Source organism: Flavobacterium sp. ov086 (genome assembly GCF_900187965.1).
Taxonomy (GTDB): Bacteria; Bacteroidota; Bacteroidia; order Flavobacteriales; family Flavobacteriaceae; genus Flavobacterium.
The window spans coordinates 36,209-49,186 of the sequence record NZ_FZNL01000026.1; the positions used below are offsets into that span (position 1 = coordinate 36,209).

The 12,978-nt window shown below is 34.7% G+C and carries 12 protein-coding genes; 9 read left to right on the forward strand and 3 right to left on the reverse strand.

The window, feature by feature from the left end:
• The first annotated feature begins 41 nt into the window (after positions 1–41).
• The 4 genes from CHB81_RS22435 (at position 42) to CHB81_RS22450 (ending at position 2,987) form a co-directional block, all read left to right on the forward strand.
• Positions 42–929 (forward strand): fructose bisphosphate aldolase, encoded by an 888-nt coding sequence (locus CHB81_RS22435; RefSeq protein ID WP_089354099.1) that lies wholly within the window; start codon positions 42–44, stop codon positions 927–929.
• Between the two features lie 108 nt (positions 930–1,037).
• Complete coding sequence (gene hemB / locus CHB81_RS22440) at positions 1,038–2,030, forward strand: porphobilinogen synthase (RefSeq protein ID WP_089354070.1); 993 nt, start codon at positions 1,038–1,040, stop codon at positions 2,028–2,030.
• 3 nt (positions 2,031–2,033) lie between these two features.
• On the forward strand, positions 2,034–2,444 hold the full coding sequence (locus CHB81_RS22445; protein WP_089354071.1) for a c-type cytochrome: 411 nt from the start codon (positions 2,034–2,036) through the stop codon (positions 2,442–2,444).
• 90 nt (positions 2,445–2,534) lie between these two features.
• The gene (locus tag CHB81_RS22450; protein WP_089354072.1) at positions 2,535–2,987 is read left to right on the forward strand and encodes a GyrI-like domain-containing protein; all 453 of its coding nucleotides are present in this window, start codon (positions 2,535–2,537) and stop codon (positions 2,985–2,987) included.
• Positions 2,988–3,034: 47 nt separating this feature from the next.
• Here the strand turns inward: CHB81_RS22450 and CHB81_RS22455 are convergent, their stop codons facing one another.
• A complete protein-coding gene (locus CHB81_RS22455) occupies positions 3,035–5,095 on the reverse strand; it encodes a M13 family metallopeptidase (protein ID WP_089354073.1) in 2,061 nt (686 codons plus the stop codon).
• Positions 5,096–5,255: 160 nt separating this feature from the next.
• A complete protein-coding gene (locus tag CHB81_RS22460) occupies positions 5,256–7,316 on the reverse strand; it encodes a M13 family metallopeptidase (protein ID WP_089354074.1) in 2,061 nt (686 codons plus the stop codon).
• A gap of 197 nt (positions 7,317–7,513) precedes the next feature.
• Here CHB81_RS22460 and CHB81_RS22465 point away from each other — a divergent pair, with 197 nt between their 5' ends.
• From CHB81_RS22465 to CHB81_RS22485, 5 genes are all read left to right on the forward strand, one after another.
• A complete protein-coding gene (locus CHB81_RS22465) occupies positions 7,514–8,437 on the forward strand; it encodes a DMT family transporter (RefSeq protein WP_089354100.1) in 924 nt (307 codons plus the stop codon).
• A gap of 198 nt (positions 8,438–8,635) precedes the next feature.
• Positions 8,636–9,301, forward strand: coding sequence for an SCO family protein (locus CHB81_RS22470; RefSeq protein WP_089354075.1), 666 nt, complete (start codon positions 8,636–8,638; stop codon positions 9,299–9,301).
• Between the two features lie 103 nt (positions 9,302–9,404).
• Positions 9,405–9,644, forward strand: coding sequence for a FeoA family protein (locus CHB81_RS22475; RefSeq protein WP_089354076.1), 240 nt, complete (start codon positions 9,405–9,407; stop codon positions 9,642–9,644).
• A complete protein-coding gene (gene feoB, locus CHB81_RS22480) occupies positions 9,644–11,743 on the forward strand; it encodes a ferrous iron transport protein B (RefSeq protein ID WP_089354077.1) in 2,100 nt (699 codons plus the stop codon). The genes CHB81_RS22475 and feoB overlap by 1 nt, the downstream gene beginning before the upstream one ends.
• A 6-nt stretch (positions 11,744–11,749) precedes the next feature.
• Positions 11,750–11,872, forward strand: coding sequence for a FeoB-associated Cys-rich membrane protein (locus CHB81_RS22485; RefSeq protein ID WP_089354078.1), 123 nt, complete (start codon positions 11,750–11,752; stop codon positions 11,870–11,872).
• Between the two features lie 445 nt (positions 11,873–12,317).
• Here the strand turns inward: CHB81_RS22485 and CHB81_RS22490 are convergent, their stop codons facing one another.
• The gene (locus CHB81_RS22490; RefSeq protein ID WP_089354079.1) at positions 12,318–12,971 is read right to left on the reverse strand and encodes an HD domain-containing protein; all 654 of its coding nucleotides are present in this window, start codon (positions 12,969–12,971) and stop codon (positions 12,318–12,320) included.
• Positions 12,972–12,978 lie beyond the last annotated feature (7 nt).

Here is a 12,978-nt window from a genome sequence, read left to right on the forward strand (position 1 = left end):
GTCTAAAATCTAAAATTTAAAGTATTATGGAAAAGAGAGAGATGAACACGGCACAATTAAATCGCATGCATTCCGGAAAAGGATTTATCGCTGCATTAGATCAAAGTGGTGGCAGTACACCAAAAGCTTTATCGCAATATGGCGTTGAAGAAAGCAGCTATACAAATGACGAGGAAATGTACACTCTTGTGCATGAAATGAGAACCCGCATTATTAAAAGTCCTGCATTTGACAGCGAATATATCCTTGGAGCTATTTTGTTTGAAAATACTATGGATCGCAAAATTGACGGAGACTGGACTGCTGATTATTTATGGGAGAAAAAAAACATTGTCCCTTTTTTAAAGGTTGACAAAGGACTTGCTGATCTCGCAAATGGAGTGCAGTTGATGAAACCTATTTCAAATCTGGACGAATTACTGACAAGAGCTGTAGAACGAAATGTTTTTGGAACTAAAATGCGCTCTGTTATTAAAGAGGCAAATGCTGAAGGAATTCGACAAGTAGTTGAACAACAATTTGAAGTAGGCTTACAAATCTTTGCAAAAGGACTTGTACCAATTATTGAACCTGAGGTAGATATCTATAGCACTGACAAGGAAAAATCAGAAGAAATTCTAAAAGAAGAAATCAAGAAACAACTTAGTTTATTAGGCAAAGATGTAAAGGTGATGCTGAAATTGTCTATTCCAACGGTGAATGATTTTTACACTGATCTTATATCTGATCCACATGTTGTGCGTGTTGTGGCATTGTCTGGGGGATATGCCCAACAGGAAGCCAATGATAAACTTGCCCAAAACCACGGATTGATCGCAAGTTTTTCAAGAGCATTGTCTGAAGGGCTTTTTGCCAATCAGTCTGATGATGAGTTTAACACCAAGCTCGGCAAAACTATTAAAGAAATTTACCAAGCTTCCATTACATAAAATAATATACAGACAGGATTTAGTCTTCTCAAAAAGATAAAAAACTTACAATAAACAATTTATAATTTCAGCGTAAAACCTGAAACATGAAACTTTAAACAAAAAAAAATGTTCCCATTACAAAGAAACCGCCGTTTAAGAACCAATGAATCAATTCGTTCGTTAGTTCGTGAAACTAGTTTAAGCCCGCAAGACTTTATGCTTCCAATGTTTGTTGCGGAAGGAAAAGACGTAAAAGTTGCGATTCCGTCAATGCCGGGAATTTACCGTCATTCGTTAGACAATACTATTAAAGAAGTAAAAGAAGCTTGGGATTTAGGGATCAAAGCAGTAAATATTTACGTAAAAGTAAGCGATAGCTTAAAAGACAATAAAGGTGTTGAAGCCTGGAATAAAGATGGTTTAATGCAACAAACTATTCGCGCTATAAAAGATGCCGTTCCTGAAATGATTGTAATGCCGGATGTGGCTCTTGATCCGTATTCGATTTATGGTCATGACGGAATCATCGAAAACGGTCAATTAATCAATGACGCAACGGTTGATGCTTTAACCCGAATGAGTTTAAGTCATGCTGAGGCTGGAGCCGATTTTGTAGCTCCAAGTGATATGATGGACGGAAGAGTTTTGGCGATTAGAAAAGCATTGGAAGAAAACGGACATCACAATGTTGGAATCATGAGTTATAGTGCTAAATATGCTTCGGCATTTTACGGACCATTTCGTGATGCATTAGATTCTGCTCCGGTAGATTCTCAAAATATTCCAAAAGATAAAAAGACGTATCAAATGGATTATGCTAACAGAATCGAAGGAATTCGTGAAGCATTATTGGATGTTGAAGAAGGGGCTGACATTGTTATGGTAAAACCAGGAATAGCCTATTTAGATATCGTTCGTGAGGTAAAAAATGCCGTTCATGTGCCTGTTGCAGTTTACCAAGTATCTGGTGAGTACGCTATGGTAAAGGCCGCAGCCGAAAGAGGATGGTTAGATCACGATAAAATTATGATAGAGCAACTTTATTGCATTAAGCGTGCAGGAGCAAGTATTATCTCTACTTATTTTGCAAAAGAAGCTGCTGTAATTTTAAATAAATAATCAATGAAAAAAATCTTATTCTTATCTGCCGTTTTAGCTTTAGCATCTTGTAAAAAAGAAAATCAGGAACCTTTTGGAAAAGCAACCGAGAACTCAACCGAATCCTATTCAGAAGGAGAATCGGCGAAAGCCAAAACACCGGAAGCATTTGGAAAAGACATTTTTGAAGGAAAAGGAAATTGTGTTTCGTGTCATCAGGTAGATCAAAAAGTAATTGGTCCAAGTATTCAGGAAATCGCTAAAATTTATAAAGATAAAAACGGCGATATTGTAACATTCCTAAAAGGAAATACAGATCCAATTGTAGATCCAAGTCAGTTTGCGGTTATGAAAACTAATATTCCGATAACTCAGGCAATGTCTGACGAAGAATTGAAAGCAATTGAAGCTTATATTTACAGCAATTTAAAATAGCTCTTTAAATTATCTTTTTTGATTTACTGCTGACATACTGTTGTCACCACTTAATTATAAATTTGGATACAAATAAAAAAATTAAGTAAAATGGATATTCAAAAATTCAACGTCATCGGGATTTCAGTTAGAACTACTAACGAAAATGGACAATCAGGACAAGATATTCCTGCACTTTTAAAGAAGTTTATAGGTGGAGGAATTGCTGAAAAGATTCCGAATAAAGTAAGCAACGATATTATTTTCGTTTATACGGATTATGAAAAGGATCATACAAAACCTTATACAACCATTTTAGGATGTCCAGTAGAAAGTTTAGATTCAATTCCCGAAGAAATGACGGGTAAAACAATTGAAGGCATTCATTACGATAAATTCACTGCAAAAGGCAATCTTGCTGAAGGTGTTGTTTATAAGGAATGGATGAAAATCTGGAATTCAGATTTAGACAGAAGCTTTACTTCTGATTTTGAAATTTACGGTGAAAAAGCACAAAATCCTGAAAATGCAGAAGTTGACATTTTCATTGCAATAAACAGATAAAAACAAAAACGGCGCTAGATTAGCGCCGTTTTTTATGGGATTTGATATTACCAGATTTTAACTCTCTTTTCAGGATCAACATACATTGCATCTCCTTTTTTGATTCCGAAAGCCTGATAAAAAGCATCTACATTCTGAATTGGAACAACAGCTCTATACATTCCCGGTGAATGCGGATCTGTTTTTACCTGACTTTTAATAGCCTCGTCTCTTGATTTAGTTCTCCAAACGGTAGCCCAAGAAATAAAGAAACGTTGTTCTGGCGTGAATCCGTCAATTAAACCTGGATTTCCATTAGCTTTCAAATACAATTGTAATCCATCATAAGCAGCATTGATTCCGCCTAAATCTCCAATGTTTTCACCTAAAGTAAATTTACCATCTACGTGAATTCCCGGTAAAGGCTCTAAAGCGCTGTATTGTGCCGCAAGCGCTGCTCCAAGTGCCGTAAATTGTTTTAAATCATCAGCAGTCCACCAATCAACAAGATTTCCATCTGCGTTATAGCGTGCACCAGAATCATCAAATCCGTGAGAAATCTCGTGTCCTATTACCGCTCCAATTCCTCCATAATTTACAGCTTCATCAGCTTGATAATTGTAGAAAGGTGGTTGTAAAATTGCCGCAGGAAAAACAATCTCATTATAAGATGGATTGAAGTAAGCATTTACAGTTTGTGGCGACATACCCCATTCCGTTTTATCAACTGGTTTAGCCAATTTAGCTAAATTTTCTGCATAAGCCCATTTTGCTATACTTCTCGAATTATCAAAATAAGTTCCGCCTTCACTAACATTTTTAAGTTCTAAAGCTGAATAATCTTTCCATTTATCAGGATATCCAATTTTAATGGTTAGTTTCTTCAACTTTTCAATTGCCTTTGCTTTTGTTGCCGCAGACATCCAAGGCAATGCATTGATTCTGTTTTCGTATGCTAACATTACATTAGCAATCATTTTCTTTGCTTTATCTTTTGCTTCAGCCGGAAATAACTTTTCTACATATAATTTTCCTAAAGCTTCTCCAGTTGCACCGTTTATTACTTGTAAAGCTACTTCTTCGCGCGGACGTTGTTTTAACGCTCCCGTAAGTGTTTTTCCGTAGAAATCGAAATTAGCATTTTCTATATCAGTCGACAATGTTGAAGCTGATTTGTTTAATAAAGACCATTTTAGATACTCTTTCCAAGCTTCTACTTTCTTCTCAGAAAATGTTTTTTCCAGAGCAATCATATATCTTGGCTGCGCTACATTGACTGTATCTAATTTTGACATACCAATTCCGGTGAAATATTTATCCCATTGAATTGAAGGTGTGTTCTTTTTTAAATCTGCAACAGCAGTTGGATTGTATTGTTTTCTACGATCTCTGCGCTCAACACGGTCTAACCTTGGAGCAGACAATTCAATTTCTAATGCCAAGATTTGCTTAGCGCTTTCTTTTGCTTTTGCCGGAGATTCGCCAATAAACTGCATCATTCTGGCAACGTGTACTTCGTATTTTTCACGTTTTTCTTTTGAATCCTTATCGTCAGAGTTGTAGTAATCTTTATCAGATAATCCTAAACTTCCCGGGCTTAAGTTAACGGAATTTTTGTTACTATTTTTTGCATCAGCTCCAACATAAACTCCAAAGAAACCAATACCCCCCTGAGGCTGCATTTCGATAAAGAAGTTTTGTAAATCATTTACATTTTTGATTGCATCGATTTTCTTTAAGTAAGGCTGAAGTGGCGTAACACCTATTTTATTGCGCCCAATAGTATCCATAATAGTGTTGAACAAAGCAATTGCTTTACCCTGATCTGTATTCGACTTATATTTAGGATCTTTTGAAGCTTCTTTTAAAATTGCAAGTGCATCGTTATCTGTCTTTTGACGTAATTCATTAAAACTTCCCCATGAATTTCTATCGCTTGGAATTTCGGTTTTGTCCAGCCAGGTTCCATTTACATAACGGAAAAAATCCTGTCCCGGGCTAACTTTAGTATCCATATTAGAAAGATTGATACCTGGTTCTTTCTTTTTTGAATCTTGAGCGTTTACTGCAGTAATTGTAATCATTGCAGAAACAACACAAAATATAGGTTTTCGTAGTTGTTTAATCATTTTTGTTTATAGATTTTAGTATATACACAAACATATTGCAATTATTTCAAACTCTATGTTAATTTTATTTAATAATTGATTGAAACATAGGATCAGAAATCAAATAGTATAAACGAAAAACGGCGCTAAAATTAGCGCCGTTTTTTATACTTAATTTAGATTACCAGATTTTAACTCGTTTATCTGGACTTACATACATTTTATCTCCGTTTTTAATTCCGAAAGCATCATAAAACGCATCAACATTCTGAAGAGGTACATAAGCTCTGTACATTCCCGGAGAATGTGGATCTGTTTTTACCTGATTTTTAATCGCTTCATCTCTTGATTTAGTTCTCCAAACCGTAGCCCAAGAAATAAAGAAACGTTGCTCAGGAGTAAATCCGTCGATTAAAGCTGGTCTTCCGTGTGCTTTTAAGTACAATTGCAAACCATCAAAAGCAGCATTTATTCCACCTAAATCACCAATGTTTTCACCTAAAGTAAATTTACCATCTACGTGAATTCCTGGTAAAGGCTCTAAAGCACTATATTGATCTGCAAGGGCTGTACCTAAAGCTGTAAATTGTTTCAAATCATCAGCTGTCCACCAGTCTATAAGATTTCCTTCAGCATTGTAACGTGCTCCTGAATCATCAAAACCATGTGAAATCTCATGTCCGATTACAGCTCCAATTCCACCATAATTTACAGCTTCGTCAGCTTGGTAATTATAGAATGGAGATTGTAGAATCGCTGCAGGAAAAACAATTTCGTTATAAGATGGGTTGTAATAAGCGTTTACAGTTTGTGGTGACATTCCCCATTCTGTTTTATCAACCGGTTTTTTCAATTTCTCGATATCTTCCTTGAAAGTCCATTTTGATAAATTGCGTAAATTTTCAAAATAACTTCCGCCTTCAGCTACACTTTTAATTTCAAGAGCTGAATAATCTTTCCATTTATCAGGATAACCTACTTTAATGGTGATTTTATTTAATTTCTCGATTGCTTTTACTTTTGTAGCATCAGACATCCAGGTTAAATTATTGATACGGTTTTGGTAAGCCAAAATCACGTTGTGAATCATATCAAGCGCTTTAGTTTTTGCCTCAGCAGGAAATACCTTCTCTACATACAATTTACCAAGAGCTTCACCAATACCACGATTTACAACAGACAAAGCATTTTCTTCACGAGGTAATTGCTTAATTGCTCCTCTTAAAGTTTTGCTGTAAAAGTCAAAATTTGCGGTTTCGATATCCGTTGTTAATTGTGATGTCGATCTGTTTAGTAAAGTCCATTTCAAATATTCTTTCCATTGTGCAACCTTATTTTCAGTAAAAACAGTTTGTACTGCTTTCATGTAACGTGGTTCTGTTACAATAACGCTGTCTAATTTTGCCAGACCAAGTCCTGTAAAATAAGCATTCCAGTTAATTGCCGGAGTCAACTTTTGAAGATCAGCAATTGTCATTGGGTTGTATTGCAAACGACTGTCTCTACTCTCAACACGATCCAGTCTTGGAGCTGACAAAGCAGTTTCTAAAGCTAGAATTTCAGCAGCACTTTGTTTTGCTTTAGCTGGAGTTTCTCCAATAAACTGCATCATTCTTGCTACGTGAAGCTCATATTTTGCACGTTTTTCTTTAGAATCTTTATCGTCTGAGTTGTAATAATCTTTATCAGATAATCCTAATCTGCTTACGCCTAAACTTACAGAGTTCTTAGAACTGTTTTTGTCATCGGCACCAATGTAAATTCCAAAGAAGTCATTTCCTCCTTCAGACTCCATTTCGATCAAATATTTTTGAAGATCCGCTACGTTTTTGATCGCATCGATTTTCTTTAAATAAGGCTGAAGTGGTGCAACTCCTCTTTTGTTTCTTCCAACTGTATCTAAAACAGTATTGAACAAATTCACAGCTTTACCTTGATCTGTGTTTGATTTATACTTTGGATTTTTTGAAGCATCCTTCAAAATTGCCATCGCATCTTTGTCCGTTTTTTTGATTAATTCGTTAAAACTTCCCCAAGTTGTTCTATCACTTGGAATTTTAGTTTCATCCAGCCAGGTTCCATTTACGTATTGGAAAAAATCCTGGCTTGGGCTAATTTTCGTATTCATATACGAAACATTAATCCCTGGCTCTTTTGGAGCTGTGTTTTGAGCTTGAACTGCAGTAAATGAAAGTATTGCAGAAAAAGCACAAAACAAAGGTTTAGTAAGCTGTTTGTTCATTTTCGAGTGTGATTTTTGTGTACATACAAACTTATTGTTAATATTCTAAAAAATGTGTTAAAATCACGCAATAATATTTTGCCTTTTTTAATGAAAATACCTCATTTAAATCAGCTAAAATTTTCATGAATATATCTTAGGGTTTTTCTTTTTAATTGGATTTGTTTTTAGAATATTTGTTAAAAAAAAACAACAACGTGAGAACTAGGATACAAACTGCCTTTTCGGGAAAAATTGAAGCGATCGGACTTCCGATTCTGGCTTTATTTTGGGTGAGCTTTTTTTGGGGAACAACCTGGCTGGCTTCAAAAGAAGGTGTGAAACATATGCCGGCTTTGCAATTAGCAACCATTCGTCAGTTTTTGGGCGGTATAATGTATGTTGGTTATTTTATCATCAAGAAAGAACCTTGGCCAAAAGGCAAACAATGGCGTACAATTTTGGTTTTGGCAATTTTGAATTTCTGCTGTAGTAATGGTTTAAGCACTTGGGGCGTAAAATATATCAGTTCAGGATTAGGCGCTATTATTGGAGCAATTTTTCCGATCTGGATCGTGATTATTTGTTTCTTTAAAGGTGAACGTATTGCAAAATTGGCAGTGACAGGACTTTTAATCTGTTTTGGCGGAATCTGTATTATTTTTGCGGATCATCTTGGTGATTTCCTTCGACCTGATTTTCAATTTGGTATTTTCCTTTCTGTGGCTTCAACAATTACCTGGGCTTTTGGAATTTTACATACGAAGAAAAAAGCAGCAAGTTTCAATCCCTATTTTAGTTTGGGATTACAAATGTTGCTTTCGAGTTTTATCCTTTTCGGAATTACCGAAACCGCAGGAATGAATATTTCGTTAACTGAGATTCCATTAACGTCTTGGTGGGCAATTGGATATTTGGTAATTATTGGTTCAATCCTGACTTTTATTGCTTTTATTTATACGTTGCAACATCTTCCAACAGAAGTTAGCAGTATTTATGCTTATATGAATCCGATCGTAGCAATTGTTCTTGCCTTTTTTATCTTCGGAGAACCGCTTACACAAGCTATTGTTGTTGGAGTTGCCGTAACCTTAATGGGATTGTATCTGGTGAATAAATCCATTCGAAAGATTAAAAAATAGTAATAAAAAAGTTTGCCACGAATTTCACGAATTTTCGCTAATTACTTTGTCGATTTGCAAATATCACGCTATCCAACAATTAGCGAAAATTCGTGAAATTCGTGGCTATTTAAAATCACATCAAAACTCTGTTAAAAAGCGTTATAATTACAGCTTTTAAAAACCTCTTTTTGTATTTTTGCGACACAAATTGCATTTATGAAATCCTTTCTATATAAATACCGAAAATTCTTTATTGTTTTAATTGTATTTTCAGCTGTTACTATATCCTTATTTTATTTGGCGTTAAAGCCACAAAAAACATTACCAATTTACAATCCTGCCGATGTAAATCCTGAATTGGTTGACAGTACCATTCAATACAAAAGCAAATACCATACAATTGCCGATTTTAAGTTTGTAAATCAAAATGGCGATACCATTACTCAAAAAAACTACGAAGGAAAGATTTATGTTGCTGATTTTTTCTTTACGACTTGTGGATCAATTTGTCCAAAAATGACAACGAATCTTGAGGATGTTCAAAAAGCAATTTTGAACAATCCTAAAGTAATGTTACTTTCTCACACTGTATTTCCTGAGGTTGACAGTATTCCGGTTCTTAAAGAATATGCTATAAAACATCATGTTGTTGACAGCAAATGGAATCTGGTTACAGGTGATAAAAAAGAAATCTATACTATGGCGAGAAAATCTTATCTAGCCGTAAAATTAGGTCGCCCAGATCAGTTGTATGATATGGTTCATACAGAGAATTTTGTATTGGTAGATCAAAAAAGACGTGTTCGCGGTTTTTATGACGGAACAAATAAAGAAGAAATTCAACGTCTTATAGAAGACATAAATTTCTTGTGTCAGGAGTAAAATCCCTTATTTTTAGAAAGATTTAGCATTTCCCTAAGTGTTAAATGCCTTGAAATAAAGAATAATTGTCTATTTTTGCAATCTAAATTCAATCTAAATAAGCTTGCAAAATACAATCCATACCCTCAAAAAAGGCGAAAAAGCCATTATCAAAGATTTTGATATCGATTTGATTCCTTTAAAACTACTAGAGATGGGTTGTTTGCCGGGTAATTTAGTCGAATTACTTCAGATTGCTCCTTTTGGAGATCCGTTATATTTAGATATTAATGGTTCGCATGTCGCCATTCGTATTGAAACTGCTCGTGAAATTGAAGTTGAACTTATCAAAACCGATTTGTAATGAGCATTCAAAATATAAATGTTGCCCTTATTGGGAATCCAAACACCGGAAAAACTTCAGTCTTCAATCAGCTTACAGGTTTAAATCAACAAGTTGGGAATTATCCCGGAATTACTGTTGAGAAAAAAATGGGGTTCTGTAAATTACCGCACAATATTAAAGCTAATATTCTGGATTTACCCGGAACTTATAGTTTGAACGCCAGTTCGATGGACGAAAGTGTTGTTATTGAACTTTTACTAAACAAAAATGACAAATTATATCCTGATGTTGCGGTAGTTGTAACCGATGTTGAAAATCTGAAACGAAATCTACTGATTTACACTCAAATAAAAGACCTTGAAATTCCTACTATTTTAGTCATTAATATGTCTGATCGTATGGAACGTAAAGGAATTACGCTTGATATTCCTTTCTTGGAAGAAAAATTAAAAACCAAAATTGCTTTAGTAAGTTCACGTAAAGGTTTAGGAATCGATGAGTTGAAAGAGCTAATTGTCTCTTATAAAACAATTCCACATGAGCCATGTTTAAACGCTTCGGTTATTGATACAGAGTATTTTGAAAAATTACAACATGCATTTCCAAATCAATTATTGTATAAATTATGGTTGGTGATTACGCAAGATGTAAACTTTTTGAATTTAGAACGAAATGAAATCAGAAGCACTTTTACTAAATCGCACTCAGAATTAAAACGCTTACAGCAAAAGGAAACCATAAAACGTTATCAATTTATAAATGATGTTCTAAAACAAGGTTTACAAGTTGATGAATCAATGGCAAAAGACATCAGAGCTAAACTGGATCGTGTTTTAACACACAAAGTTTGGGGTTATGTTATTTTCTTAGCGATTTTATTTTTGATTTTTCAATCCATTTTCAGCTGGTCAACTATCCCTATGGATTTCATTGACAGCACTTTTGCGTCTTTAAGCAGTTGGACCGCTCAGGAATTACCAAGCGGAATTTTGACTGATTTACTTTCGCAGGGAATCATTCCGGGAATTGGCGGTGTTATTATTTTTATTCCTCAAATTGCCTTTCTGTTTTTGTTTATTTCTATTCTGGAAGAAAGCGGTTATATGAGTCGTGTTGTATTTTTGATGGATAAAGTCATGCGTAAGTTTGGACTTTCCGGAAAAAGCGTTGTGCCATTAATTTCAGGAACTGCCTGTGCAATTCCGGCAATTATGGCAACTCGAAACATCGAAAACTGGAAAGAACGTTTAATCACAATTCTTGTAACTCCTTTTACAACCTGCTCTGCGAGATTACCAGTTTATACGATCATTATCTCTTTGGTAATACCGGATGAACGCCTTTTTGGGATATTAAATATGCAGGGATTAGCCTTGATGTTATTGTACTTATTAGGTTTTGGAACTGCTATTCTTTCGGCTTATATCCTGAACAAAATATTAAAGATAAGCGCAAAAACATATTTCGTTGTTGAAATGCCAAGCTATAAAATGCCACTTTTTAAAAATGTTGGAATTAATGTGGTTGAAAAAACGAAAGCTTTCGTTGTTGGAGCAGGAAAAATAATCTTAGCAATATCAGTTATACTATGGTTTTTGGCCTCTTTTGGACCTGGAGAAAATTTTAATGAAGCAGAAACAATTGTAAAAGAACGTTTTGCAGACAAACATTTAACAGAAATAGAATTTGAAAATGAAGTTGCTTCTCAAAAGTTAGAGAACTCTTACATAGGAATCATGGGTCATGTAATTGAACCTGCAATTGCTCCATTAGGTTACGATTGGAAAATAGGAATTGCAATTATTAGTTCGTTTGCTGCACGTGAAGTTTTTGTTGGAACTCTTGCAACAATCTATAGTGTTGGAAACAGCGAGAATGAAGCCACCATAAAAAGTAAAATGCAGGAAGAAATAAATCCGGAAACGGGTAAGAAGATCTTCAATTTTGCTTCAGGAATTTCATTACTACTCTTTTACGCTTTTGCAATGCAATGTGCGAGTACACTTGCCATCACTAAAAAAGAAACTAATTCCTGGAAATGGCCAGCCTTGCAACTCGTTCTTATGAGCGGACTAGCCTATTTTGTAGCGCTTTTAGCCTACCAACTTTTAAAATAAACAGCCATGATACAAGAAATTATAGCTTTTGCCATTTTACTTATTGCAGTCGGTTTTTTGATAAAAAAGATCTTTTGGAAATCTAAAAAGAAAAAAGATTGCGGCGACAGAAACTGTGGATGTTCTTAGAGGAAAGGTTCTGAGTTGCTGAAGCTTTAAGTTGCAAAGATTTCAAAAAAAGACAATTTCACAGAGATACATAGGGTTAAAACTGAAAGCTTCACAGGGATTTAAATTTCTTTGTGAAGCTTTCTGCTTTCTTAATGTGTCTTTGCAGAATAAAATTTGTCTTTTTATGTTACTAAAAAAACTTTTACTTCCTGTTTTTAAATTTTTCGCAAACTATTTTTGAGTAATTTAATTTCATCTAAAAATGTCAGAAGAAGATAAAATAGAGATAATAAGAGATAATAGAGTAGCAAGAATGTTGTGGTTTTTTCTTGGATTTATATGTGCGGTTATAATAACATACTTCACGATGAAACATCATTCATAAATAAACCTGACAAAACCAAAATCTACTTTCAGTTCAATTTAGCTTAATCCGTTATATCGAATAATGGATTGTTATTATTTACTTCACTCCCTCCCACTCGGCATAAAACTGCGCCAGAAAGGTTTCCATAAATTTATGCCTTTCAGAAGCAATTTGTTTTCCGGTTTCGGTATTCATCTTATCTTTTAATAGTAAAAGCTTTTCGTAAAAGTGATTTATCGTTGGCGCACTATTCTTTTTGTATTCCTCTTTGGTCATAGTGGTTATTGGAGCAATTTCAGGATTATGTAAGGCACGATTTTTAAATCCGCCATAATTGAACGCTCTTGCCACTCCAATCGCCCCTATTGCATCTAAACGATCCGCATCCTGAACGATATCTAATTCTACAGAATGGAAACTCTTTTCAAAATTTCCGCCTTTATATGAGATGTTTTCGATGATATTGACCACATGCTGAATAATTTCTTCAGAAACATTCTCAGATTCCAGAAACAAACGTGCTGTTTTTGGTCCAATGGTTTCATCTCCATTATGAAATTTACTATCGGCAATATCATGAAGCAAAGCGCCTAATTGTACTACAACCAAATCGCAGTTGGTGCCTTTTGCAATTAAAAGTGCATTTTTATAAACACGTTCGATATGAAACCAATCGTGTCCGCCTTCGGCATCATTGAGTTTTTCTTTTACAAAAGCAATTGTTTTATTTATTAAATCGGGATTATTCATAGTAGTA

Coding starts and splice junctions, on each gene's coding strand:
- CHB81_RS22435 (WP_089354099.1), top strand. CDS start 42: ATGAACACGGCACAATTAAATCGCATGCATTCCGGAAAAGGATTTATC.
- hemB (WP_089354070.1), top strand. CDS start 1,038: ATGTTCCCATTACAAAGAAACCGCCGTTTAAGAACCAATGAATCAATT.
- CHB81_RS22445 (WP_089354071.1), top strand. CDS start 2,034: ATGAAAAAAATCTTATTCTTATCTGCCGTTTTAGCTTTAGCATCTTGT.
- CHB81_RS22450 (WP_089354072.1), top strand. CDS start 2,535: ATGGATATTCAAAAATTCAACGTCATCGGGATTTCAGTTAGAACTACT.
- CHB81_RS22455 (WP_089354073.1), bottom strand. CDS start 5,095: ATGATTAAACAACTACGAAAACCTATATTTTGTGTTGTTTCTGCAATG.
- CHB81_RS22460 (WP_089354074.1), bottom strand. CDS start 7,316: ATGAACAAACAGCTTACTAAACCTTTGTTTTGTGCTTTTTCTGCAATA.
- CHB81_RS22470 (WP_089354075.1), top strand. CDS start 8,636: ATGAAATCCTTTCTATATAAATACCGAAAATTCTTTATTGTTTTAATT.
- feoB (WP_089354077.1), top strand. CDS start 9,644: ATGAGCATTCAAAATATAAATGTTGCCCTTATTGGGAATCCAAACACC.
- CHB81_RS22485 (WP_089354078.1), top strand. CDS start 11,750: ATGATACAAGAAATTATAGCTTTTGCCATTTTACTTATTGCAGTCGGT.
- CHB81_RS22490 (WP_089354079.1), bottom strand. CDS start 12,971: ATGAATAATCCCGATTTAATAAATAAAACAATTGCTTTTGTAAAAGAA.